Origin of the sequence: Pseudomonas phenolilytica (assembly GCF_021432765.1) — a bacterium.
Lineage (GTDB): Bacteria > Pseudomonadota > Gammaproteobacteria > Pseudomonadales > Pseudomonadaceae > Stutzerimonas > Stutzerimonas phenolilytica.
The window spans coordinates 3,191,153-3,213,368 of sequence record NZ_CP058908.1 but is presented as its reverse complement, the minus strand read 5'-3'; the positions used below and the strand labels follow the sequence as shown (position 1 = coordinate 3,213,368).

At 64.2% G+C, this 22,216-nt stretch carries 16 protein-coding genes and 2 pseudogenes; 5 read left to right on the top strand and 13 right to left on the bottom strand.

The features are described from left to right. Positions 1-11: 11 nt before the first annotated feature. A complete protein-coding gene (locus HU825_RS15340) occupies positions 12-338 on the bottom strand; it encodes a DUF5629 family protein (protein ID WP_152947509.1) in 327 nt (108 codons plus the stop codon). After that, on the bottom strand, positions 335-4,027 hold the full coding sequence (gene metH, locus HU825_RS15335) for a methionine synthase (protein WP_156714633.1): 3,693 nt from the start codon (positions 4,025-4,027) through the stop codon (positions 335-337). The genes HU825_RS15340 and metH overlap by 4 nt, the downstream gene beginning before the upstream one ends. A gap of 165 nt (positions 4,028-4,192) precedes the next feature. Between metH and HU825_RS15330 the strand changes: the two genes are divergently transcribed. From HU825_RS15330 to HU825_RS15315, 4 genes are all read left to right on the top strand, one after another. After that, positions 4,193-6,472 carry a fatty acid cis/trans isomerase gene (locus tag HU825_RS15330; RefSeq protein ID WP_054093055.1) on the top strand — a complete coding sequence of 760 codons (2,280 nt, stop codon included), beginning with the start codon at positions 4,193-4,195 and terminating at the stop codon, positions 6,470-6,472. Between the two features lie 89 nt (positions 6,473-6,561). Beyond that, positions 6,562-7,146, top strand: a complete 585-nt coding sequence (nfuA, locus tag HU825_RS15325) for a Fe-S biogenesis protein NfuA (RefSeq protein ID WP_003287873.1) — start codon at positions 6,562-6,564, stop codon at positions 7,144-7,146. Positions 7,147-7,300: 154 nt separating this feature from the next. Next, positions 7,301-8,284 (top strand): response regulator, encoded by a 984-nt coding sequence (locus HU825_RS15320; RefSeq protein ID WP_054093054.1) that lies wholly within the window; start codon positions 7,301-7,303, stop codon positions 8,282-8,284. A gap of 2 nt (positions 8,285-8,286) precedes the next feature. Continuing rightward, a complete protein-coding gene (locus HU825_RS15315; protein WP_043295610.1) occupies positions 8,287-9,249 on the top strand; it encodes a sensor domain-containing diguanylate cyclase in 963 nt (320 codons plus the stop codon). Between the two features lie 12 nt (positions 9,250-9,261). Here HU825_RS15315 and HU825_RS15310 read toward each other — a convergent pair whose 3' ends face one another. The 7 genes and pseudogenes from HU825_RS15310 to HU825_RS18920 all read right to left on the bottom strand — a co-directional run. Then, on the bottom strand, positions 9,262-10,368 hold the full coding sequence (locus tag HU825_RS15310) for a DNA topoisomerase IB (protein ID WP_054093053.1): 1,107 nt from the start codon (positions 10,366-10,368) through the stop codon (positions 9,262-9,264). Positions 10,369-10,380: 12 nt separating this feature from the next. Continuing rightward, a complete protein-coding gene (locus tag HU825_RS15305; protein WP_175415034.1) occupies positions 10,381-10,545 on the bottom strand; it encodes a hypothetical protein in 165 nt (54 codons plus the stop codon). 86 nt (positions 10,546-10,631) lie between these two features. Next, the gene (locus HU825_RS15300; RefSeq protein ID WP_043295607.1) at positions 10,632-11,324 is read right to left on the bottom strand and encodes a DUF421 domain-containing protein; all 693 of its coding nucleotides are present in this window, start codon (positions 11,322-11,324) and stop codon (positions 10,632-10,634) included. 28 nt (positions 11,325-11,352) lie between these two features. After that, the gene (locus tag HU825_RS15295) at positions 11,353-11,631 is read right to left on the bottom strand and encodes a hypothetical protein (RefSeq protein WP_043295605.1); all 279 of its coding nucleotides are present in this window, start codon (positions 11,629-11,631) and stop codon (positions 11,353-11,355) included. Between the two features lie 140 nt (positions 11,632-11,771). Further along, entirely contained in the window at positions 11,772-12,041 is a 270-nt protein-coding gene (locus HU825_RS15290; RefSeq protein WP_008567839.1) for a hypothetical protein, read from the bottom strand. 340 nt (positions 12,042-12,381) lie between these two features. After that, a pseudogene (locus tag HU825_RS18925) lies at positions 12,382-12,933 on the bottom strand (methyl-accepting chemotaxis protein); the annotation flags it as partial. A 354-nt stretch (positions 12,934-13,287) separates the two neighbouring features. Beyond that, positions 13,288-13,881: pseudogene (locus HU825_RS18920) on the bottom strand (cache domain-containing protein); the annotation flags it as partial. A 402-nt stretch (positions 13,882-14,283) separates the two neighbouring features. Between HU825_RS18920 and HU825_RS15280 the strand changes: the two are divergent. Then, entirely contained in the window at positions 14,284-15,114 is an 831-nt protein-coding gene (locus tag HU825_RS15280; RefSeq protein WP_043295601.1) for an undecaprenyl-diphosphate phosphatase, read from the top strand. Between the two features lie 66 nt (positions 15,115-15,180). On the opposite strand, the gene HU825_RS15275 is transcribed toward HU825_RS15280, so the two are convergent. From HU825_RS15275 to imuA, 4 genes are all read right to left on the bottom strand, one after another. Continuing rightward, positions 15,181-16,770, bottom strand: a complete 1,590-nt coding sequence (locus tag HU825_RS15275; RefSeq protein ID WP_043295600.1) for an ABC-F family ATPase — start codon at positions 16,768-16,770, stop codon at positions 15,181-15,183. A gap of 225 nt (positions 16,771-16,995) precedes the next feature. Further along, complete coding sequence (locus tag HU825_RS15270; RefSeq protein WP_234302395.1) at positions 16,996-20,070, bottom strand: error-prone DNA polymerase; 3,075 nt, start codon at positions 20,068-20,070, stop codon at positions 16,996-16,998. Further along, the gene (locus tag HU825_RS15265) at positions 20,067-21,482 is read right to left on the bottom strand and encodes a Y-family DNA polymerase (RefSeq protein WP_138299951.1); all 1,416 of its coding nucleotides are present in this window, start codon (positions 21,480-21,482) and stop codon (positions 20,067-20,069) included. The genes HU825_RS15270 and HU825_RS15265 overlap by 4 nt, the downstream gene beginning before the upstream one ends. Before the next feature lie 7 nt (positions 21,483-21,489). Further along, a complete protein-coding gene (gene imuA / locus HU825_RS15260; RefSeq protein WP_054093047.1) occupies positions 21,490-22,107 on the bottom strand; it encodes a translesion DNA synthesis-associated protein ImuA in 618 nt (205 codons plus the stop codon). Positions 22,108-22,216: the final 109 nt, after the last annotated feature.

Here is a 22,216-nt window from a genome sequence, read left to right as displayed (position 1 = left end):
CGCGCGCGCCATTATTCGTCTTCGCTGCTGGCCTGGACGGCGCCCATGCATTTCAGGCGATGCGGGCCGAGCTGCCAGCTATCGTCCTCGGCCTGGTATGCGGCTTCCATCACGCTGTTGTAGCTGAAGCGCCAGCGCTTGCGGTCGCGGCCGTCAAGCGCCTCGATGCTGACCACAGTGTCATCGCTGGCGAACGGCTGTCCGGCTTCGGCGGCGGCGTCCGCCTGGTCGAGCAGCGTCTCGTCGAGGGTGAAATCGAAGGCGTGCAGGCCGTCGATTTCCAGCATGTCGGCCTGCTCGAGTTCGTCGAGCAGGTAGCGGGTCATGGCGTCGCTCATGCGTCGTACCCCAGGTTCGGCATCAGCCAGCGTTCGCTGGCTTCCAGGCTCTGTCCTTTGCGCGCCGAGTAGCTTTCCACCTGATCCTTGTCGACCTTGCCGACGGCAAAGTACTGCGCCTCGGGGTGGGCGAAATACCAGCCGCTGACGGCTGCGGTGGGGAGCATGGCATAGTGCTCGGTGAGCGTGACCTGGCTGATGCCGTCGGCATCGAGCAGCTGGAACAGCGTGCCCTTCTCGGTGTGATCCGGGCAGGCTGGATAGCCGGGGGCAGGGCGGATGCCCTTGTACTGCTCGCGGATCAGGTCCTCGTTGCTCAACTCTTCATCGCTGGCGTAGCCCCAGTATTCCTTGCGCACCCGCTCGTGCAGCCATTCGGCGCAGGCCTCGGCGAGACGATCGGCGAGCGCCTTGACCATGATCGAGTTGTAGTCGTCGCCCTTGTCCTGGTAGGCCTTGGCCACCTCCTCGGCGCCGATACCGGCGGTGCAGATGAAGCCGCCGACGTAGTCGGTCACGCCGCTTTCCTTCGGTGCGACGAAGTCGGCCAGCGACAGGTTCGGCTTGGCATCGGGCTTGACGATTTGCTGGCGCAGGTGATGCAGGGTAGCGAGCTTCTCGCCGGCGTCGCCGTACACTTCCAGATCGTCGTCCTGCACCTGGTTAGCCGGCCAGAAACCGAACACGGCGCGGGCGCGAATCAGCTTCTCGTCGATCAGCTTGTTCAGCATCGCCTGGGCATCGTTGAACAGTGCGGTGGCGGCTTCGCCGACGACTTCGTCCTCGAGGATGCGCGGGTACTTGCCGGCCAGGTCCCAGGCGACGAAGAAGGGCGTCCAGTCGATGTAGTCGACCAGCGTGCGCAGGTCGATGTCTTCCAGCAGCCGACGGCCAGTGAAGGTCGGCTTGACCGGGGTATACGCCGCCCAGTCGAACTGCGGCTTGTTCGCCAGCGCCTGCGCATAGCTCAGGCGCTCGGTGCGAGCGCTGCGATTGGCGGTGCGCTCGCGGATCATGGCGTACTCTTCGCGGGTCTTCTCGGCGAAGGTCGGCTTGAGTTCCTTGGACAGCAGCGTGGTGGCGACACCGACCGCGCGCGAGGCATCGGTGACGTAGACCACCGCGTCGTTCTTGTAGTGCGGGTCGATCTTCACCGCGGTGTGGGCCTTGGAGGTGGTGGCGCCGCCGATCATCAGCGGCAGGCTGAAACCCTGGCGCTGCATTTCGCGGGCGACGTGGACCATCTCGTCCAGTGACGGGGTAATGAGGCCGGAGAGGCCGATGATGTCGCACTTCTCGGCGATGGCGGTCTGCAGGATTTTCTCCGCCGGCACCATCACGCCCATGTCCACTACGTCGTAGCCGTTGCAGCCGAGCACGACGCCGACGATGTTCTTGCCGATGTCGTGCACGTCGCCCTTCACCGTCGCCATGAGGATCTTGCCCTTGGCTTCCGGCTTGTCACCTTTTTCCGCTTCGATGAAAGGGATCAGATGGGCCACCGCCTGCTTCATCACGCGGGCGGATTTGACCACCTGCGGCAGGAACATCTTGCCGGCGCCGAACAGGTCACCGACCACGTTCATGCCGGCCATCAGCGGACCTTCGATGACTTCGATCGGCCGCGTGCACTGCTGACGGCATTCCTCGGTGTCTTCGACGATGTAGGTGGTGATGCCCTTGACCAGCGCATGCTCCAGCCGCTTGTCCACCGGCAGGCTGCGCCATTCCTCGGTTTCGGCTTCCTTTACGGCGCCGCCTCCCTTGTATTGCTCGGCCAGCTCCAGCAGCGCCTCGGTGCCGTTGGCGCTGCGGTTGAGCACCACGTCTTCCACCGCGTCGCGCAGCTCTTTGGGAATCTCGTCGTAGATTTCCAGCTGACCGGCGTTGACGATGCCCATCGTCAGGCCCGCCTTGATCGCGTGGAACAGGAACACCGAGTGGATCGCCTCGCGCACCGGGTTATTACCGCGGAAGGAGAACGACACGTTGGACACGCCGCCTGAGGTCAGCGCATAGGGCAGGCTGTCGCGAATGAAGGCACAGGCGTCGATGAAGTCGACCGCGTAGTTGTTGTGCTCCTCGATGCCGGTGGCGATGGCGAAGATGTTCGGGTCGAAGATGATGTCTTCCGGCGGGAAGCCCACCTCGTTGACCAGGATGTCGTAGGAGCGCTGACAGATCTCACGCTTGCGCGCGGCGGTGTCGGCCTGGCCGGCTTCGTCGAACGCCATCACGACCACGGCGGCACCGTAGCGCTTGCACAGACGAGCGTGATGCTTGAACTGCTCGACGCCTTCCTTCATGGAAATGGAGTTGACGATGCCCTTGCCCTGGATGCACTTGAGGCCCGCCTCGATCACTTCCCACTTGGAGGAGTCGATCATAATCGGCACGCGCGAGATGTCCGGCTCACCAGCGATCAGGTTGAGGAAGCGCACCATCGCGGCCTTGGAGTCGAGCATGCCCTCGTCCATGTTGATGTCGATCACCTGGGCGCCGGCTTCCACCTGCTGCAGGGCGACTTCCAGCGCCTCGGTGTAGTTTTCCTCGCGGATCAGCCGAGCGAATTTGGCGGAGCCGGTGATGTTGGTGCGCTCGCCGACGTTGACGAATAGCGAGCTGCGATCGATGGTGAACGGCTCCAGCCCGGACAGTCGGCAGGCCTTGGGAATCTCCGGAATGACGCGCGGCGGGTACTTGGCCACCGCTTCGGCGATCGCCTGGATATGCGCCGGGGTGGTACCGCAGCAGCCGCCGATGATGTTGAGAAAGCCGCTGGCGGCGAACTCCTCGACAACGGCCGCCATCTCGGCGGGCGACTCGTCGTATTCGCCGAAGGCATTGGGCAGGCCTGCGTTCGGGTGGGCAGACACAAAGGTGTCGGCCTTGGTGGCCAGCTCTTCCAGATAAGGTCGCAGGTCCTTGGCGCCGAGGGCGCAGTTCAGGCCGACCGAGATCGGCTGGGCATGGCGCACCGAATTCCAGAAGGCCTCGGTGGTCTGCCCCGAGAGGGTGCGGCCGGAGGCATCGGTGATGGTGCCGGAAATCATGATTGGCAGCTCGACGCCCAGCTCCTCGAATACGCCCTGCACGGCGAAGATCGCCGCCTTGGCGTTCAGCGTGTCGAAGATGGTTTCGATGAGGATCAGGTCGGCGCCGCCCTCGATCAGGCCGCGGGTGGCCTCGCTGTAGTTTTCCACCAGCTGGTCGAAAGTGACGTTGCGAAAGCCCGGGTCGTTGACGTTCGGCGAAATGGAGCAGGTGCGGCTGGTAGGGCCGAGTACGCCGGCGACAAAGCGCGGTTTGTCTGGGGTTTCCACGGTCTTGGCATCGGCGACTTCACGGGCCAGGCGCGCGCCTTCAACGTTCAGCTCGTAAACCAGTTCCTCCATGCCGTAATCAGCCTGGGACACGCGAGTGGCGTTGAAGGTATTGGTCTCGAGGATGTCGGCGCCGGCGTCCAGGTAGGCCTTCTCGATGGCCTGAATTACATCCGGCCGGCTGAGCAGCAATAGATCGTTGTTGCCCTTGACGTCCTGCGGCCAGTCGGCGAAGCGTTCGCCGCGGTAGTCGGCTTCATCCAGTTTGTAACTCTGGATCATGGTGCCCATGCCGCCGTCGAGGATCAGGATGCGCTCCTTGAGTGCGTGCTGGAGTGCCTGGAGGCGGGTGTTGCGAGTGGACATGGGGACTACCTGAACGAGCGGGTGACGGAAGCCGACAATGATAGCAAAGCTGCATTCTTTTTGATCATGTCGCCTTTTTCATGAAATTTATTCAGCTTGCCGTTTGGGTTAGCCGTCCAGCAGGCCGCTGTTTAGAATGCCGGCTCTTCTTCAGGTTGGTTCGTCATGTTTGCTCGACTCCTGCCCGGCTTGCTGGTCGTTTTGTACGGTGCCGCGGCACAGGCGCAAGCGCCGTCTTATCAGCGTGACATTCAGCCGATCTTCACCGCCAAGTGCGTTGCCTGCCATGCCTGTTACGACTCTCCGTGCCAGCTGAACCTGGGCAGCGGCGATGGCGCGCAGCGCGGTTTCTCCAAACAGCCGGTCTACGACGGCACGCGAGTCAGGGCCCAGGAGACGACGCGGCTGTTTCTCGATGCGCATGACGAAGCGGGTTGGCGGCGCAAGGGCTTCCATTCCGTACTCAGTGCGGCGGACGGCCAGGCCGCGTTGATGGCGCGCATGCTGGAGCTGGGGCGCAGTCAGCCGCTGGAGCCGAACGCCAAATTGCCGGCCGATCTGGATATTGGCATCGGCCGCAAGAACAGCTGTGCGCTGCCGGAGGAGTTTGCCGCCTACGCCGCCAAGAGCGCTCACGGCGGCATGCCATTCGCGGTGACTGGTCTTACGGATGGCGAATACGCGACCCTGCAGCGCTGGCTCGAACAAGGTGCGCCGGTCGAGCTGGCCAACCTGCAGCCGAGCGCGGGCGAGCAGCGGCAGATCCGCCAGTGGGAAGAGCTGCTGAACGCCCCCGGAGCGCGGGAGCAACTGGTCAGTCGCTGGCTTTACGAACACCTGTTCCTCGCCCATCTGTACTTCGAGGGTGAGGGTGAGGGCGGGCGCTTCTATCAGCTGGTGCGCTCGCGCACTCCCGGTGGTGCGCCGGTCGATCCGATTGCCACGCGACGGCCCAACGGTGATCCGGGCACCGCGTTTTACTACCGCTTGCGGCCGATCGGCGATGTGATCGTGCACAAGACGCACATCACCTATCCGCTGAGCGAGGCGCGGCTGGCGCGGGTTCGCCAGCTGTTCTTCGGCACTGACTGGCAGGCCGGGCCGATACCGGGCTACGGCGCGGGACATCGCGCCAACCCCTTCCTGACCTTCGAGGCGATTCCACCGCAGGCGCGCTACCAGTTCATGCTGGATAACGCCGAGTATTTCGTGCGCACCTTCATTCGCGGTCCGGTGTGTCGCGGGCAGATCGCCACCGACGTGATTCGCGACAACTTCTGGGTGCTGTTCCAGGACCCGCAGCACGACCTCTATCTCACCGATGCCGACTACCGCGACAAGGCCACGCCGCTGCTGGCGATGCCCGGGCAGTTCGACGAGCTTGGCGAGCTGCTGGGGTTCTGGAAGCGCTACCAGCCCAAGCGCAACCGCTACGAGAAGTTGCGCATGCAGGCTTATGCCGAGCAGCCGGCCGAGTGGGCGCATATCTGGACGGGCAACGACAACGCGCTGCTGTCGATCTTCCGTCAGCATGACAGCGCCTCGGTGCGCAAAGGCCTGATCGGTGCGGTGCCGCAGACCCTGTGGTGGATGGACTATCCGCTGCTTGAGCGCACCTATTATCAGCTGGTGGTGAACTTCGACGTGTTCGGCAACGTGTCCCACCAAGGACAGACACGCTTGTACTTCGACCTGATTCGCAACGGTGCCGAGTTGAACTTCCTGCGCCTGCTGCCGGCGAAGTCGCGCCAGTCGATTCTGGACAGCTGGTACGAACAAGGCGGTCAACTGAAGCTGCTGCTGGCCTACACCTCGCTGGATACACAGACTCCATCGAAGCTCATGCTCGAGCCGGGCGATCCGAAGCAGACGCTGGCCCGCCAGTTACTGACACGCCTGGCACCGATCAATGCGGCACCCGATCCGCTCAATCGTTGCCTGGGCACACATTGCTATCGCGCCGACCAGCCGCTGCCGCTGCAGCAGGCCGAGCAAGCGCTCAGTCGCCTGAGCAACCGCATGGCTGCCGGCTTGCCAGTCGTCGGCCAGTTACCGGAGGCGACATTGCTGCGCATTGAGTACGGCTCCGGCCAGCGCGAGCTGTACAGCCTGTTGCGCAACCGCGCGCACAGCAATGTTGCCTTCATGTTCGGCGAAGACTGGCGCTACCAGCCGCGTCGGGACACCCTGACGGTCTACCCGGGAATACTCAGCAGTTACCCGAACTTCCTGTTCAACCTCGATGCCCGCGAGGTGACGACATTCGTCGCGGCGTTGGAGCGGGTCCGCGACGGCGCCGATTTCGAGCGTATCGTCGAACGCTGGGGTATCCGCCGCAGCCACCCGCAGTTCTGGTTCTACTTCAACGACCTGTCGCGCTATCTGGAAGAAACCGATCCGCTGGAAGCGGGTGTGCTCGACATGAATCGTTATCAGAACCTGTAAAGTGGGTGGATGTACTTGACTAAATTACTAGGACTTTATCCGCGGCCCGCCTTGGCGTACACTGCGGCGCATATCTGCGAGGAGTTGCCATGAGCGCGATCACCATCACCGAAGCTGCACACGACTATCTGGCCGATCTGCTCGAAAAGCAGAACACCACCGGCATCGGCATTCGTATCTTCATCACCCAGCCGGGTACCCCTTATGCGGAAACCTGCATCGCCTACTGCAAGCCGGGCGAGGAAAAGCCGGACGACATCGCCCTGGCGCTGAAGAGCTTCACTGCCTGGATCGATGGCACCAGCGAACCGTTCCTGGAGGATGCGCTGGTCGACTACGCGACCGACCGCATGGGCGGGCAACTGACCATCAAGGCGCCGAACGCCAAGGTGCCGATGGTCAACGAAGACAGCCCACTGAACGAGCGCATCAACTATTACCTGCAGACCGAAATCAACCCTGGGCTGGCTAGCCACGGTGGCCAGGTCACCCTGATCGATGTAGTCGACGAGGGCATTGCCGTGTTGCAGTTCGGCGGCGGTTGCCAGGGTTGCGGGCAGGCGGATGTCACCCTCAAGGAAGGCATCGAGAAGACGCTGCTGGCGCGCATCCCGGAACTCAAAGGTGTGCGCGACGTGACCGACCACAGCAATCGCGACAACGCCTACTACTGAGTTGCCCCTTCCCAACGCTGTGGCGCGGTATTCGCGTCACGGCTGTCGCTCGAAAGTGCCATTTTGTCGGATGATGCCAAATGGCCACCAACGCATCTCACGGTTGATATAAGCTGGCGGCTTCCGATTCCATCGGCACGGAATGCTCGCGCGCATGCATACAACCTCCCTTTTGATCTGCGACGACTCCAACCTGGCGCGCAAGCAGCTTCTGCGTGCGCTGCCGGCAGGTTGGCCGGTTGCCGTGACGCAGGTTGAAACGGGCGGCGCGGCGCTGGAGCGTATTCGCCAGGGCGGCATCGATGTGCTGATACTCGACCTCACCATGCCTGGCATGGATGGCTATCAGGTACTTGCGGCCCTGCGGCGCGAGCAGCTGACGTGCAAGGCAATCGTGGTGTCGGCGGATGTTCAGGATGAAGCCGTGCGGCGGGTACTCGAGTTGGGGGCGCTGGCATTCATCCGCAAGCCGGCCGAACCGCTGCACCTCTATCAAACGCTGGCAAGCCTCGGTCTGCTGAACGAGCAGACGGCGCTGGCGACGCGTGCAGACGGTGAAACCATCGATTTTCGCGATGCCCTGCGCGAGGTCGTGAATATCGCGATGGGGCGCGCAGCGGCCTTGTTGGCGCGGGTGCTGGGTGTGTTCATCCAGTTGCCGATTCCCAACGTCAACCTTCTCGAAGTGAGCGAGCTGCATATGGCGCTGGCCGATGCCGCGCGTGGCGACAGACTCACCGCTGTTTGCCAGGGCTACATCGGCGGCGGCATCGCGGGCGAGGCGCTGCTGCTGTTCCACGATTCGGAAGTCGCCGACATGGCGCGTTTGCTGCGTCGGCAGGATCATCACGAAATCGAGATGCTGCTGGACCTGTCGAGCCTGCTGATCAGCGCCTGCCTCAGCGGTATCGCCGACCAGATCGATGTCGCCTTCTCCCAGGGGCATCCGCAGGTGCTGGGCCAGCACGCGCCGATCGAGGAGCTGATTCGTCTGAATCGCTTGCGCTGGAAGCGCACCCTGGCGGTGGAAATCAGCTACAGCCTCGAAGGCCACGACATCCATTTCGACCTGCTGCTGCTGTTCACCGAGGATTCGCTCGACCTGCTGTCCCGCAAACTTGCCTACCTGATGAACTGATCATGTCCCAACCCAGCGAATTCCACTGGCTGCTGGCTGTTGTCCAGAGCATCGACGTCGGGGTCGTGGTACTCGATCGAGACTACTGCATCGAAGTCTGGAACACCTTCATGGAGAACCGCTCCGGCGTGCTGCCCGAGGCGGCGCGCCGGCAATCGTTCTTCACACTGTTCCCCGAGCTGGACGAGGAGTGGTTCCGGCGCAAGGTCGAGAGCGTGATGACCCTCGGCACGCCGTCGTTCACCATCTGGGAGCAGCGACCCTACCTGCTGCGCTTCAAGAATTACCAGCCGATCACCGGGCTGGAAGACTTCATGTATCAGAACACCACGCTGCTGCCGCTGCGGGGCACCAGCGGCGCCATTGAGCAGGTCTGTCTGATCATCTATGACGTGACCGACGTCGCGGTGAATCGTCGCCAGCTGCAGGCGGCCAATCGTGAGCTGCAGCGGCTGTCCAGTACCGACCGCCTGACCGGGTTGTACAACCGTGGTCACTGGGAGGAAATCCTGCGCCAGGACTATGCGCGCCACCGCCGCCACGAGAGCCAGTCCGCGCTGGTCATGTTCGATATCGATCACTTCAAGTCGATCAACGACACCTACGGCCATCAGGCCGGCGATGCTGTCATCCAGCAGGTCGCCGAGCTGATTCGCGAAACCATGCGCGACTGCGACGTGGCGGGTCGCTACGGCGGCGAGGAGTTCGTGGTGCTGTTGCGCGATACCGACAAGCAGGGCGCATTCACTTTCGCGGAGCGCCTGCGTCGGGTCGTCGAGGCGCACGAAGTGCAGCACGACGGTCGGCCGATCCGTTTCACCATCAGCCTGGGCATCGCCGATCTCAGCCAGCCCAGCACGGGACATGCGCAGCTGATCGAATGGGCGGACAGCGCGCTCTACGCCTCCAAGTCCGCCGGCCGCAACTGCGTCACGCTGCATGGGCACGCCGCACGCGACCAGTGACGGGCGGTCCGGCTATTGCGCGTCGGCACGACTGCGCAGAAACGTCAGCAAGGCCACCTCCTGACGGCTCAACCACTTGCGCTGCCGTGCGCGCTTGAGGTCCGCCAGCTCGCCTTCGGTGAATGCCTGCAGAATCGCCGGGTGGATATAGCACTGGCGGCATACCGTCGGCGTGTTGCCCAGCTGGCTGGCGACCTGCTTCACCGTCTCGACCAGTTGCTGGCGCGCCTCGCTTTGGGTCTGCCATTGCCGGGTGCGTAGGTGCTCCAGCGCCAGCGCGCTGCCGGCCCAGGTGCGGTAGTCCTTGGCAGTGAAATCACGCCCGGTCAGATCGCGCAGGTACTGGTTGATGTCACCGGAGCCGACTGTGCGGCGCTGGCCATTATCGTCCAGGTACTGGAACAGCTGTTGTCCCGGCAACTCCAGGCAGCGCCGCAGCAGGCGCGCCAGCCGTCGATCACGCAGTGTCACCTGGTGTTCGACGCCGCTCTTGCCGCGAAACTGGAAGCGGATCGCCGTGCCGCGTATGTCGACGTGGCGGGTGCGCAGCGTGGTGAGGCCGTAGGAGCGGTTGTCGCGGGCGTAGCGCGGATTGCCGATGCGAATCAGCGTGGATTCGAGCAGCGTCACCACCAGTGCCATGACTTTCTCGCGTGGCATACCGCTGCGAGCCAGGTCTTGTTCCAGACATTTGCGTAACGTTGGCAGCGTTTCGCCGAATGCCAGCATGCGCTCGTACTTGTTGCTGTCGCGTATCTCGCGCCAGCGCGGATGGTAACGATACTGCTTGCGTCCGCGCGCATCCCGTCCGGTGGCCTGCAGGTGACCTTGCGGGTCGGCGCAGATCCAGACGTCGCGATAGGCGGGTGGAATGGCGAGGCTGTTGATGCGGCGAACTTGAGCCTCATCGGTGATGCGTTCGCCCTGCGCGGTGTAATAGGCGAACTTGCCGCGCAAACGCCTGCGTCGGATGCCCGGCTGGCTGTCGTCGACGTAGTTCAGCTCTGCCGGCAGCGCAGGGCAGAGCGGTGTGCCCGTGTCGCCCGATTCGTCCACGGGAACCGGGCGGATGCCGGTTGCCTGCGGCGGCAACTTCGGACCCTCGGCAGGGTTGCGCATCGATTTGTGGGGTCACTTGTCGCGTTCGGGGGTGTTGCGCATCAGCAGGCGGATCGCGGCCACCAGTTCGTCGATGGCTTCTCGATAGATTGCAGGCTTGCCTTCGGTTTCGGCCTGATCGGCGTGTTTGCGTGCGGTATCGAGGTGGTCGTTGATAGCGGAGTAATCACCCAGCATGTCTGCGTCTCCTTTCGGTGGAGGCCGGCGTGATGTCGGCCCTGTTCAGACTGACCGCCGGTCAGCGGCGCGGTTCGGACCGTGTGTCAGTGCAGGCGTGGGTGGGTCAGCGCCTTGCACCAGCAGCGATGCCCGCAGCGCGGACAGTTCATCTCCTGCTGGCTTTCAAGTACCTGTGGAAAACCGCAGTGGCTGCACGCATACAGGTCGCTGGCCGGAGCCTGCCGGAACTCCGGGCGATGCTCCGGCGGCAGTACCGACAAACCCGGACGCACCTGATCCGGCGTATGGAAGAACAGGCTGACATCACCGTCGGTTTCGAGAATGCCCAGTCGGACCTGACCGAGGTGTTCCACGCCCTGCTGACGCAGCTCCATGAAGAACTCGTCGGCGGAGATGTCATGGCGATTCAGGCTGTGCAGTTCGTAGAGGCCATCGCGGATGATCGTCACCGGCTTGCCTTCAAGCCAGCTGCCGAAGCGCGGGCTGCGGGTCATCAGCAATACCGTGAAGCGATACAGCCCAAGCAGGGTGACGAACACGGCAATGATCGGCAGCAGCGGGACGTCTTCATAGAAGGACACATCTCCCGCAGCCGAACCGAGCGTCAGGATGATCACCAGTTCGAACACCGATAGCTGGCGGATGCCGCGCCGACCGCTGATCTTGAGGAAGGCGAACACGGCGGCGAAGGCGAACAGCGCGCGCATCGACACCTCGGCGATGAACAGCAGCGGGAAGTCATCGAGCAGGATGCGTTGCCAGTCGAAGGGCGTCATCAGATGTTCTCGTTCTGCGAAGTTGCGTTCAGGCGGCCGCCACGTGATAAACGAGCCGGATTCCGTCGCCGCTGCCGTCACCGACCACGGAGCCGACTATCGGCGCGTGGGTGACGTCGCGTCCTGGGTAGGCCTCCTGCAGGTGCTGCAGGGCAATTTTGCAGACATGCTCGAGCAACCCGGTGAACTGGGTATCGCGCGGGATGATGAACTTCAGGGTGATCTCGTGAGCGCCCGGCCCTTGCGGCAGGCTGGCCAGACCGCAGCTGTGCCATTGATCGTTGACGTAGGCGTGAGCACCTTTCATGGGGAGTCTCCTGTTTCGTTGATAACTGTACTGACCGTGAAACAGGTGAATGGGTCGGTCGACGCGAAGCAAACGCAGCGTCCAGAAATGCAAAAGGCCCGGGGCAGAGCTGCCGGGCCTTCTGGAGACACGCGCCGAATTTATTCAGGCATGTGCCAGGGCGAGAAGTGGATGCCGTCTCGGGTCATCTGCTCGCGGGACTGCTCCAGCGCTTCGCCCAGCTTGACCGGATCGGTGTATACGCTGCTGGACATCTTGCAGCGGCCCAGCGGGCGGGCGAGGGCGCTGTCGACAACGGTGATGCTGACTTCGCCGTTACCTTCCGGCAGGGTCCAGGCTACGCACTGGAAGGGCTTGAATGCGCGATCGGTGATGAGGAGGGCGTCGTTGATGCGGAGCGGTGCGTTCATTGGGCATGTCTCTCTGTGTGCGATGGGTGGGCCATTTGCGCCTTGCAGCGTTGGCCTTACATGCAGTTGATGTACGCAGAGGACTTGCGAGTCACACTCGAATTCCGAGAGTTGTGAGTTTTTTTGCAATTAGCCAAAGGTATAACGCCCGAGTTTGATTTCTGGCGCACGACTCAGGCGTCCTAAAGGCATGATTTAAAAGGATTTTGCTGGGGAATGCGGACATCGCCCAAGCGACCGACGGTCAATCGGGCTGCGACAACTTGCCGCCAAAGAAAAACGGCAGGCCGGTGCCTGCCGTGTGACTCGGCGCCCCGATGTAACTGGGGCGCTCAGTCGATCAGACGCGGAACTGGCGCAGCAGGCCGTTCAGACGCTCGGCCAGTTCACCGAGGTGCTTGCCAGCCTCGCGGGTCTGCTCGGCGGCGTCGGTGCTCTGTTGTGCCAGGCCGGCCGCCTGAGTGACGTTCTGGTTGATGTCTTCGACCACATGCGACTGCTGCAGCGTAGCGCTGGCGATGGAGGCATTGAGGCCGGACAGGTTGCGCAGCGCCTGGGCGATCTGCCCGAGGCTCTCGCCGGCCTGGCTGGCCTGCTCGACGGTGAGCTGCGATGCCCGGTTGCTCTCCATGATCACGTTTACCGCCGCGCCGGAGTTCTTCTGCAGGCGCTCGATCATGGTCTGGATTTCCGCCGTCGATTGCTGGGTGCGCTGCGCCAGCAGGCGTACCTCGTCGGCGACTACGGCGAATCCGCGGCCCTGTTCGCCGGCGCGGGCGGCTTCGATGGCGGCGTTGAGCGCGAGCAGGTTGGTTTGGTCGGCGATGGAACCGATCACTTCGAGCACGCTGCCGATCTTGGTGGTTTCATCGGCCAGCGACTGGATGACGCCCACGGCCTGGCTGATGGTCGCCGACAGCTGGTCGATCTGCTGCAGGCTGGCCTCGATGTTCAACTGGCCCTGGCCGGCCTGGTTCTCCGCGTCGCCAACTTCGCTGGCGGCATGCTCGGCGTTCTTCGCGACTTCCTGCACGGCGTACGTGACTTCGTTGATGGCGGTGGCCACCAGTTCCATCTGCTGCAGTTGCTGCTGGCTTTGCTGGAAGGCATCCCCGGAGACGCTGCCGAGCGTCTGGGACGATTGTCCCAGCGACTGCGCCGTCTCCAGCAGCTGGCTGATCACGCTGCGCAGCTTGCCGGTGAAGCGGTTGAAATCGCGACCCAGGGTGGTCAGCTCGTCGTTGCCGGAAACATCCAGATCGCGCGTCAGATCAGCCTCACCGCTGGCGATGTTGGCCATCGCCGACATCGAGTTGCGCAGCGGGCGAGTGATGCTGCGGATCAAAATGGCCACCAGTACAGCCATGATTGCGGCGATGAACAGGCCGATGATGGAGAAACGCACCAAATAGTTCTTGAACTCGGCTTCGACGTCATCGACGTAGATGCCCGAGCCGATGATCCAGCCCCAGGGCTGGAACAGCTGAACGTAGGAAATCTTCGGTACCGGGTCGGCTTCGCCCGGCTTGGCCCACATGTAGTCCACGGCACCGGCGCCGTCACGGCGGGCCACGGCGACCATTTCGTTGAACAGTGCCTTGCCGGTCGGGTCCTTTACCTGGGACAGGTTCTGGCCTTCGAGCTTGGGCTGCATCGGGTGCATGATCATGACCGGGCCGAGATCGTTGATCCAGAAATAATCCTGGCCGTCGTAGCGCAACGCGCGGATCTGCTTAATGGCCGCCTGCTGCGCCTCGGCGGTGGACATGGTGCCGCTGGTTTCGAGCTGGCGGTAGTGATCGAAGATGCCGGCAGCAGTCTCGACCACATGTCGGGTCATCTCCTGCTTGCCCTTGTACAGATCGCTACGCACCTGCTGGATCATCAGCATGCCGAGGATGAACAGCATGAGGATGGCGACCACCGGAATCAGCCACAGACGCTTGCTGATGGGAAACTTTCGCAGCAGATTCATTTTCGTAGAACTCCTGATGAGCCTTTTATCGTTATGCGCACCAGCATCGGTGCAATGTGCCGGACAGATGAGTGATCGTCGCCCTTCTGCCTGTCCGGCCTCTCCCTGATAGCTTTTCGGCCGCGCGTGGCTAAAAATGAGCCCCCTCCTGAGATGCGGCGGAATTTACTTGGCCGCGACGAGTCAGAACAGCGGCCAGACGCCGTGCTGGCATATACCTTTGTTGTATTTTCAAGTGCGATGGTCTGCATCGCTGATGGGGAATAGATGGATCTTTGGATTGCCGTACAGGCATTGATTCTGGGAGTGGTTGAGGGCCTGACGGAGTTTCTGCCGGTATCCAGTACCGGGCACCAGATCATCGTCGCGGATCTGATCGGCTTTGGCGGCGAGCGCGCGCTGGCCTTCAACATCATTATTCAGCTGGGCGCCATCCTGGCGGTGGTCTGGGAATACCGCCGTAAGATCATCGGCGTGGTGGTGGGCCTGCCGAAGGAGCGTGAGGCGCAGAAGTTCACCCTGAATCTGCTGATCGCCTTCATGCCGGCAGTGGTGCTCGGCGTGTTGTTCGCCGACCTGATCCATCATTACCTGTTCAACCCGATCACGGTTGCCACCGCACTGGTGATCGGCGGCATCGTCATGCTCTGGGCGGAGAACCGCGACCATCGCATCGAAGCCGAAACAGTCGACGACATGCGCTGGACGCACGCGCTCAAGGTCGGTTTCGCCCAGTGCCTGGCGTTGGTGCCGGGTACGTCGCGCTCCGGTTCGACGATCATCGGCGGCCTCCTGTTCGGCCTCTCGCGCAAGGCCGCGACGGAGTTCTCCTTCTTCCTGGCGATGCCGACGATGGTGGGTGCGGCCGTGTACTCGGGCTACAAGTACCGCGACCTGTTCCAGCCCGGCGATTTCCCGGTGTTCGCCATCGGCTTCGTCACCTCGTTCCTCTTTGCGATGCTGGCGGTGCGGGCGTTGCTGAAGTTCATCGGCAACCACAGCTATGCGGCGTTTGCCTGGTATCGCATCGTGTTTGGCATCGTCATCCTGGCGACCTGGCAGTTCGGCCTGATCGACTGGAGCACGGCGGTGGGCTAGGGCGTTGAGCCTGGAAACGAAAAAGCCCCGCGTTCGCGGGGCTTTTTCATGGGGCTTGTTGATCGATCAGACCAGCACGCCCTGGCTGCGCAGGTAGTCGTCGTAGCTGCCGCTGAAGTCGGTCACGCCGTTCTCCGACAGCTCGATGATGCGCGTGGCCAGCGAGCTGACAAACTCGCGGTCATGGCTGACGAAGATCAGCGTGCCCGGATAGTTCTCCAGTGCCAGGTTGAGCGCCTCGATCGACTCCATGTCCAGGTGGTTGGTCGGTTCGTCCATCACCAGCACATTGGGTTTCTTCAGGATCAGCTTGCCGAACAGCATGCGGCCCTGTTCGCCCCCCGAAATCACTTTTACCGACTTCTTGATCTCGTCGTTGGAAAACAGCATGCGCCCAAGGGTGCCACGCACCAGCTGTTCGCCGCCCTGGGTCCACTGGCCCATCCAGTCGAACAGCGTGACGTCGTCCTCGAAGTCCTCGGCGTGGTCCTGGGCGAAGTAGCCGACATCGGCGCTTTCGGTCCATTTCACTTCGCCGGACATCGGCGGCATCTCGCCGACCAGCGTGCGCAGCAGGGTGGTCTTGCCGATGCCGTTGGGCCCGATGATGGCGACCCGCTCACCGGCTTCGATCTGCAAGTTCAGATTCTTGAACAGCGCAGTGCCGTCGTAACCCTGGCTGAGGCGTTCCAGCGTGACCGCCTGGCGGTGCAGCTTCTTGTATTGCTCGAAGCGGATGAACGGGCTGACCCGGCTGGACGGCTTGACCTCCTCAAGCTGAATCTTGTCGATCAGCTTGGCGCGGCTGGTGGCCTGCTTGGCCTTGGAGGCGTTGGCCGAGAAGCGGCTGACGAAGGTCTGCAGCTCGGCGATCTGCGCCTTCTTCTTGGCATTGTCCGACAACAGACGCTCGCGGGCCTGGGTCGCGGCGGTCATGTATTCGTCGTAGTTGCCGGGGAACAGGCGCAACTCACCGTAATCCAGGTCGGCCATGTGGGTGCAGACCGAGTTCAGGAAGTGGCGGTCGTGGGAAATGATGATCATGGTGCTGTTGCGCGCCGTGAGCACCGACTCCAGCCAGCGGATGGTGTTGATGTCCAGGTGGTTGGTCGGTTCGTCCAGCAGCAGCACTTCCGGATCGGAGAACAGCGCCTGGGCCAGCAGCACGCGCAACTTCCAGCCCGGCGCGACGGCGCTCATCGGGCCGAAATGCTGCTCCAGTGGAATGCCCAGGCCGAGCAGCAGCTCACCGGCGCGGGATTCGGCGGTGTAGCCGTCGAACTCGGCGAACTGCACTTCGAGCTCCGCGACGGCCATGCCGTCATCCTCGCTCATTTCCGGCAGGGAATAGATGCGGTCGCGCTCGGCCTTGATCTGCCACAGCTCCTCGTGGCCCATGATCACGGTGTCGATCACGCTGAAGTCTTCGTAGGCGAACTGGTCCTGGCGCAGCTTGCCCAGACGCACGTTGGGTTCGAGCATCACCTGACCGGCCGACGGCTCCAGCTCGCCGCCGAGAATCTTCATGAAGGTCGACTTGCCGCAGCCGTTGGCGCCGATCAGGCCGTAGCGGTTGCCGCCGCCGAACTTGACGGAAACGTTTTCGAACAGCGGCTTGGCGCCGAACTGCATGGTGATGTTAGCGGTGGAAATCAAGAGGCTCTATCTCGCGGGTTTCAAATGGTTTCGTTGGGGCTTGTGGGCAGCTTTCGCGTGCCATTGCGGCCCGGCGCCGGCGTTATCGCTTCGGCGGGCAGCGCTGAGTGCGGGCTGCATGCGCCGCATCGGGGTCTATCGTGAGGCGCGCATTGTACGGAGGCCGGCCGCGAATACCCAGCGCTAGCCGCCGGGCGCGTCGTCAGGGCTCCGGTTTGAGCCGGTTCACTGGAAGTCTCGGCTGCGCACATCCAGCCCCGAGAGCAGCGCACTGAGGTCGCGCAGTCGGCCGGCTATCACGTGGCGCACACCATGAGCGGACTCCAGATGACCGTCGACCTGCAGCAGTTGCGACTGCAGCAGCACCGGGCGCTGGCGTTCGGCCAGATGCTGCCAGACCACCACATTGATCAATCCGAACTCATCTTCCAGGGTGACAAACACCACGCCGCTGGCGGTCTGCGGGCGCTGCCGACCGATCACCAGGCCGGCCACGCTGACCGGCCGACCGGGCTCGGCATCGGCCAGCTCGCGTGAACTGCGGCAGCGCCGTGCCCTCAGCTGGTCGCGCAGCAGCGTCAGCGGATGCGGTCCAAGCGTCGTGCCGAGGGTTGCGTAGTCGGTCAGCAGGTCCTCGCCAGTCGTGGGCAGCGGCAGGTTCACCGGCGCTTCCGTCGTTGCGGCCAGCTCGGCGAACAGCGGCAGCTGCGGTTCGACCCCGGCAACGGCCCAGCGTGCGTGATGACGATGACCGGCAAGGCCGTGCAGGGCGCCAGCATCGGCCAGCGTTTCGCGCGCGCGGGCGTCCAGTCCGGCGCGCCGGCTGAGGTCATCGACATCGCTGAACGCTTGTGCCTGGCGAGCGCCCTCGATGCGCCGCGCATCCGCCTCACGCAGGCCGCGAATCATCCGCAGGCCCAGGCGGATCGCCGGCTGTGCCTTGGCGCCGGGCTCCAGGCTGCAATCCCAGTCGCTGTGGCATACGTCTACCGGTCGCACTTCGATGCCGTGGCGCCGGGCATCCTGCAATACCTGATCGGGGCTGTAGAAACCCATCGGCCAGCTGTTGATCAGCGCGCAGGCGAACGCCGCCGGCTCGTGGCATTTCAGCCAGCTGCTGGCGTAGGTAAGCAGGGCGAAGCTGGCGGCGTGGGATTCGGGGAAGCCGTAGCTGCCGAAGCCTTTGATCTGCTCGAAGATACGCGTGATGAATTCCGGCTCGTAGTGCTTGGCGAGCATCCGCGCGGTCAGCCGTTCGCGATGATGTTCCAGGCCGCCGTGGCGCTTCCAGGCAGCCATGCTGCGGCGCAGTTCGTCGGCCTCACCGGGGCTGTAGTCGGCGGCGATGATAGCCAGTTCCATCACCTGCTCCTGGAACAGCGGCACGCCAAGGGTGCGCTCGAATACCGGCATGAGTTCGTCGGAGGGATAGAGCACCGGCTCCTCGCTGTTACGCCGGCGCAGGTACGGATGAACCATGTCGCCCTGGATCGGCCCTGGGCGGACGATGGCCACCTGGATCACCAGATCGTAGAACTTGCGCGGGCGCAGGCGCGGCAGCATGGCCATCTGCGCCCGTGACTCGATCTGGAACACGCCGATGGTGTCGGCGCGGCTGATCATGGCGTAGGTCGCCGGATCCTCCTGCGGCAGGCTGGCCAGCGTCCAGCGTGTGCCGCGATAACGCTCGATCAGGGCGAAGCAGCGACGCAGCGCACTGAGCATGCCGAGCGCGAGCACATCGACCTTGAGCAGTCCGACCAGATCGAGGTCGTCCTTGTCCCACTGGATCACCGTGCGCTCGGCCATGCTGGCGTTCTCCACCGGCACAAGGGTCTGCAGCGGGTGTTCGCTGATCACGAAGCCGCCAGGATGCTGCGACAGGTGGCGGGGGAAGCCGATCAGTTCGCCGGTCAGTGCCAGCACCCGGCGCAGCAGCGGGTTGTTCGCATCGAAGCCAGCCTCGGCCAGGCGCTCGGCCGAGGGCACACGGTCGCTCCAGCGCCCGCAGCAGTCGGCCAGCGTATTCACCTGGTCGGCTGGCAGGCCGAGCGCCTTGGCCACGTCGCGCAGTGCGCCGGCGCTGTGATAGGTGCTGACCACGGCGGTGAGCGCGGCGCGGTGGCGGCCATAGCGGCTGAAGACGTACTGGATGACTTCCTCGCGGCGCTCGTGCTCGAAGTCCACGTCGATATCCGGCGGCTCCTTGCGCTCGCGCGAGAGAAAACGCTCGAATAGCAGACGACGCCCCGGCAGGGTGGGGTCGAGTTCGGTGATGCCGAGGGCGAAACACACCGTGGAGTTAGCCGCCGAACCACGCCCCTGACAAAGAATCTGCCGCTCACGTGCCCAGTTCACGATGTCATGCACGGTGAGGAAGTAGCTCTCGTACGCCAGCTCGGCGATCAGCTTCAGCTCATGTTCGAGCAGCCCGCGGGCCCGCTCGGGCACGCCGTTCGGCCAGCGCCAGTGGGCGCCGCGCTCGGCCAGCTCGCGCAGCCAGGAGGTGGCGTCATGTCCGTGCGGAACCAGTTCGCGCGGATAGTGGTAGCGCAACTGGCCGAGATCGAAGGTGCAGCGCGCGGCGATGCGCAGGGTTTCGGCGAGCAGGGCGGGCGGATACAGCTCGGCCAGTTCCTCGTGACGCCGCAGATGGCGCTCGCCGTTGGGGAACAGGTGGGCGCCGGCCTCGGCCACCGGCAGGTGGTGGCGGATGGCGGTCATGCAGTCCTGCAGGGCACGCCGTCCGCGGGCGTGCATATGCACGTCGCCGCAGGCCACCGGCGGTAGCCCGCAGGACGTCGCCCGCTCAAGCAGGTACTGCAGTTGCGCGGCGTCATCCGCGCCGCGATGCAGTTCGACGGCCAGCCACAGTCGCTGCGGGAACAAGCGGCGCAGCCTGGGCAGGTGGTCGTCGTCATCATCCGGCAGCCAGATTGCCAGCAGCCCGTCCGGGGACTCGACGAAATCGTCGAACAAAAGGCGATAGCGACCCTTCTCGCAACGGCGGCGAGCCAGGGTGATCAAGCGGCAAAGCGCCTGATAGCCGGTCAGGGTTTCAACCAGCAGGATCAGCCGGGGGCCGTTTTCGATACGCACCTCACTGCCGACGATGAGTGGTACGCCACTGTCCTTGGCTGCCTGCCAGGCGCGGACGATACCTGCCAGCGTGCATTCGTCGGTGATCGCCAGGGCGCGGTAGCCCAGTCGCGCTGCCCGCTCGAACAGCTCCTGGGCGCTGGAAGCGCCGCGCTGGAAGCTGAAGTTGGACAGGCAGTGCAGTTCGGCGTAACCACTCATGCGAACCAGCCGTGCAGCAGCAGCGGGCCGTCGCTGCCGAGCGGGCGGAAGGCCCAGCCGCGCTGGCCGGCGCGTGTTTCGATGAGGTAGTAGTCGCGCCGTATATCCTCGCCGTCCCACCAGCCGGACTCGATACGTTCCGGGCCGGCGAGGATGCGCAGCGAGCTTTCGCGCAGCGGCTGCGGCGCGGTCAGCAACCAGCCGGGGCGCGGGCCGCTTGCCGGCAGGGCTGTACGTGGCGCCTGTGCCTGCGTCTGCCATGCATGTTCGGGGCGATGATCGGCGCAGGCGCCGAGGCCCTGCACAGCATGGTCGCCGAGACGCGCGCGCAGGCGTTCGCGCAGCTGTTCCCAGGGCAGCGTTTGCTGCGCTCTTTCATCGAACAGCTGGCGGTGTTGCGGGGTGAAGGCCGGCAGCTCGCGCGCCAGCAATCGCACTGCCAGCACCGGTGCCGGCAGTTGCAGCTGTTCCAGGCGGCCGCGGGTCAGCTCGAACAGCATGCCGGCCTCGCGCTCGGCAGCCAGCAGGCCGACGACGACCTGGCTGTCGGCCAGGTCGCGATGTTCCAGTTGCAGGACGAAGCGCTGTACGCCGCTGTCGCGCCCGGCGAGGTAGGCGGCCAGATCGGCGGTGAGCCGGCGCAGCGGGAACAGCAGCGCCTGGTGCGACTCGACCTCGAAGTTCAATTCGATGCGCGCGTCGAAAACATCCGGCGGGCGGTAGAACTCCAGCGCCAGTGGCCGCTGCCCGAGCAGGGTGTCGAGCTGCAGCAGCACCTCGGCCGGGAAGCGCCGGGCCACGCTGTCGCGAGGCAGGGCGAGCAGTTGCGAAAGGCTGCGCAACCCCATGCGCGCGAAGGCCGTGGCCACTTCGCGCGACAGGCCAAGGCGCTCCACCGGCAAACGCCCGAGCGCCTCGCGCAGCGTTGTGTCATCGCTCACCGCCAGACCATCGTGGGCATTGGCGAGTATCCGTGCCGCTGCCGGGTTGGGGGCGACGGTGATGCGCTGGCGAAAGCCCAGAGCGTTCAGTTCCTGGCGCAGGCGCGCCTCGAAGCGTGGCCAGGGGCCGAACAGGCCGAGGCTGGACTGCACTTCCAGCAGCAGGCAGCGCGGGTAATGCAGGCTGACCTGAGCGCTGAAGCCATAGGCCCAGGAGGCCAGGAAGCGCTGCCAGCGCTCGATGGCCGCCAGATCGTAGTCGGCGCTGGTGAAATTGCGGGTCAGTGCCTGAGCGGCAGCCAGCGTCTGGCCGGGTTTCAGGCCGAGTTCGCGCGCCGACGGATTGACCGCCTGCAGCACGCGCCGCTGTGCCGGGCCGGTGAGCAAGGCCAACGGCGCGGCAGGGTCGCTGCGTTCACGCAGCACGCCGTCCATCGCCAGTTGCGGCAGCAGGATGCAGGCCCAGAGCATGTCCGTGTCACCGCCAGGCGCTGGCGGCGATCGGCCGTGCCGGCGCCAGGCCGCCCCGGCACTTGAGCACGCGCAGTTGCGCCGGGTGAGCGTCGATGGCCAAGCGCAGGGCGGCGGGCGAGGGGTTCAGCGCTTCAGCCTGCGGACGATAGGCGAACGCCAGCGTCTGTCCGGTTTCGGCGGCCACTTGCAGGCGCCGCAGGGCGCGATCTTCCGCCTGCCTCGGCCAGCACACCACGGCGCCACAGCTGCCCGAGCGCAGGCATTGTTCGGTCGCCCACAGCGCATCGCGCCCGCTCGCGTGGACGATGCTCAACTGACGCAGATCGACGCCGGCGGCCAGCCAGGCCTGGGGGTAGGGCAGATGTGGCGGGCCGACCAGCACCACCCGCTCGCCAGTCATGGTCAGCCGGGCAAGGGTCGGCCACAGCAGGTGCAGCTCGCCGGTGCCGGGCGCGGCGAGGAGAATCTCGCTCAGCGCCGCCTCCGGCCAGCCACCACCCGGAAGGGCAGCATCCAGCGCGGCATGTCCGGTCGGCTGGCTGGCGGCTGGGGCGACGATGGCCTGCCCACGCCAGACACGGCGTGCATCGAGCAGGCGATCGAGGGCAACCACGGATGTCATGCGAGGCAATCCAGAAAATACTGTATATGAATACAGTATTCAGTTGCCCGGCTCAGCGGTCAAGTCATGCTGACCAGTGTCATCGCCCCGTCCGCTGATGCAGAGCGTT

Excerpts from the sequence above, each read along its gene's own strand:
- HU825_RS15280 (WP_043295601.1), top strand. The coding sequence starts at position 14,284 with ATGGATCTTTGGATTGCCGTACAGGCATTGATTCTGGGAGTGGTTGAG.
- HU825_RS15315 (WP_043295610.1), top strand. The coding sequence starts at position 8,287 with ATGTCCCAACCCAGCGAATTCCACTGGCTGCTGGCTGTTGTCCAGAGC.
- HU825_RS15305 (WP_175415034.1), bottom strand. The coding sequence starts at position 10,545 with ATGCTGGGTGATTACTCCGCTATCAACGACCACCTCGATACCGCACGC.
- HU825_RS15290 (WP_008567839.1), bottom strand. The coding sequence starts at position 12,041 with ATGAACGCACCGCTCCGCATCAACGACGCCCTCCTCATCACCGATCGC.
- HU825_RS15270 (WP_234302395.1), bottom strand. The coding sequence starts at position 20,070 with ATGAGTGGTTACGCCGAACTGCACTGCCTGTCCAACTTCAGCTTCCAG.
- HU825_RS15340 (WP_152947509.1), bottom strand. The coding sequence starts at position 338 with ATGAGCGACGCCATGACCCGCTACCTGCTCGACGAACTCGAGCAGGCC.
- HU825_RS15265 (WP_138299951.1), bottom strand. The coding sequence starts at position 21,482 with ATGCTCTGGGCCTGCATCCTGCTGCCGCAACTGGCGATGGACGGCGTG.
- imuA (WP_054093047.1), bottom strand. The coding sequence starts at position 22,107 with ATGACATCCGTGGTTGCCCTCGATCGCCTGCTCGATGCACGCCGTGTC.
- HU825_RS15310 (WP_054093053.1), bottom strand. The coding sequence starts at position 10,368 with ATGCGCAACCCTGCCGAGGGTCCGAAGTTGCCGCCGCAGGCAACCGGC.
- HU825_RS15330 (WP_054093055.1), top strand. The coding sequence starts at position 4,193 with ATGTTTGCTCGACTCCTGCCCGGCTTGCTGGTCGTTTTGTACGGTGCC.
- HU825_RS15300 (WP_043295607.1), bottom strand. The coding sequence starts at position 11,324 with ATGACGCCCTTCGACTGGCAACGCATCCTGCTCGATGACTTCCCGCTG.
- metH (WP_156714633.1), bottom strand. The coding sequence starts at position 4,027 with ATGTCCACTCGCAACACCCGCCTCCAGGCACTCCAGCACGCACTCAAG.
- HU825_RS15295 (WP_043295605.1), bottom strand. The coding sequence starts at position 11,631 with ATGAAAGGTGCTCACGCCTACGTCAACGATCAATGGCACAGCTGCGGT.
- nfuA (WP_003287873.1), top strand. The coding sequence starts at position 6,562 with ATGAGCGCGATCACCATCACCGAAGCTGCACACGACTATCTGGCCGAT.
- HU825_RS15320 (WP_054093054.1), top strand. The coding sequence starts at position 7,301 with ATGCATACAACCTCCCTTTTGATCTGCGACGACTCCAACCTGGCGCGC.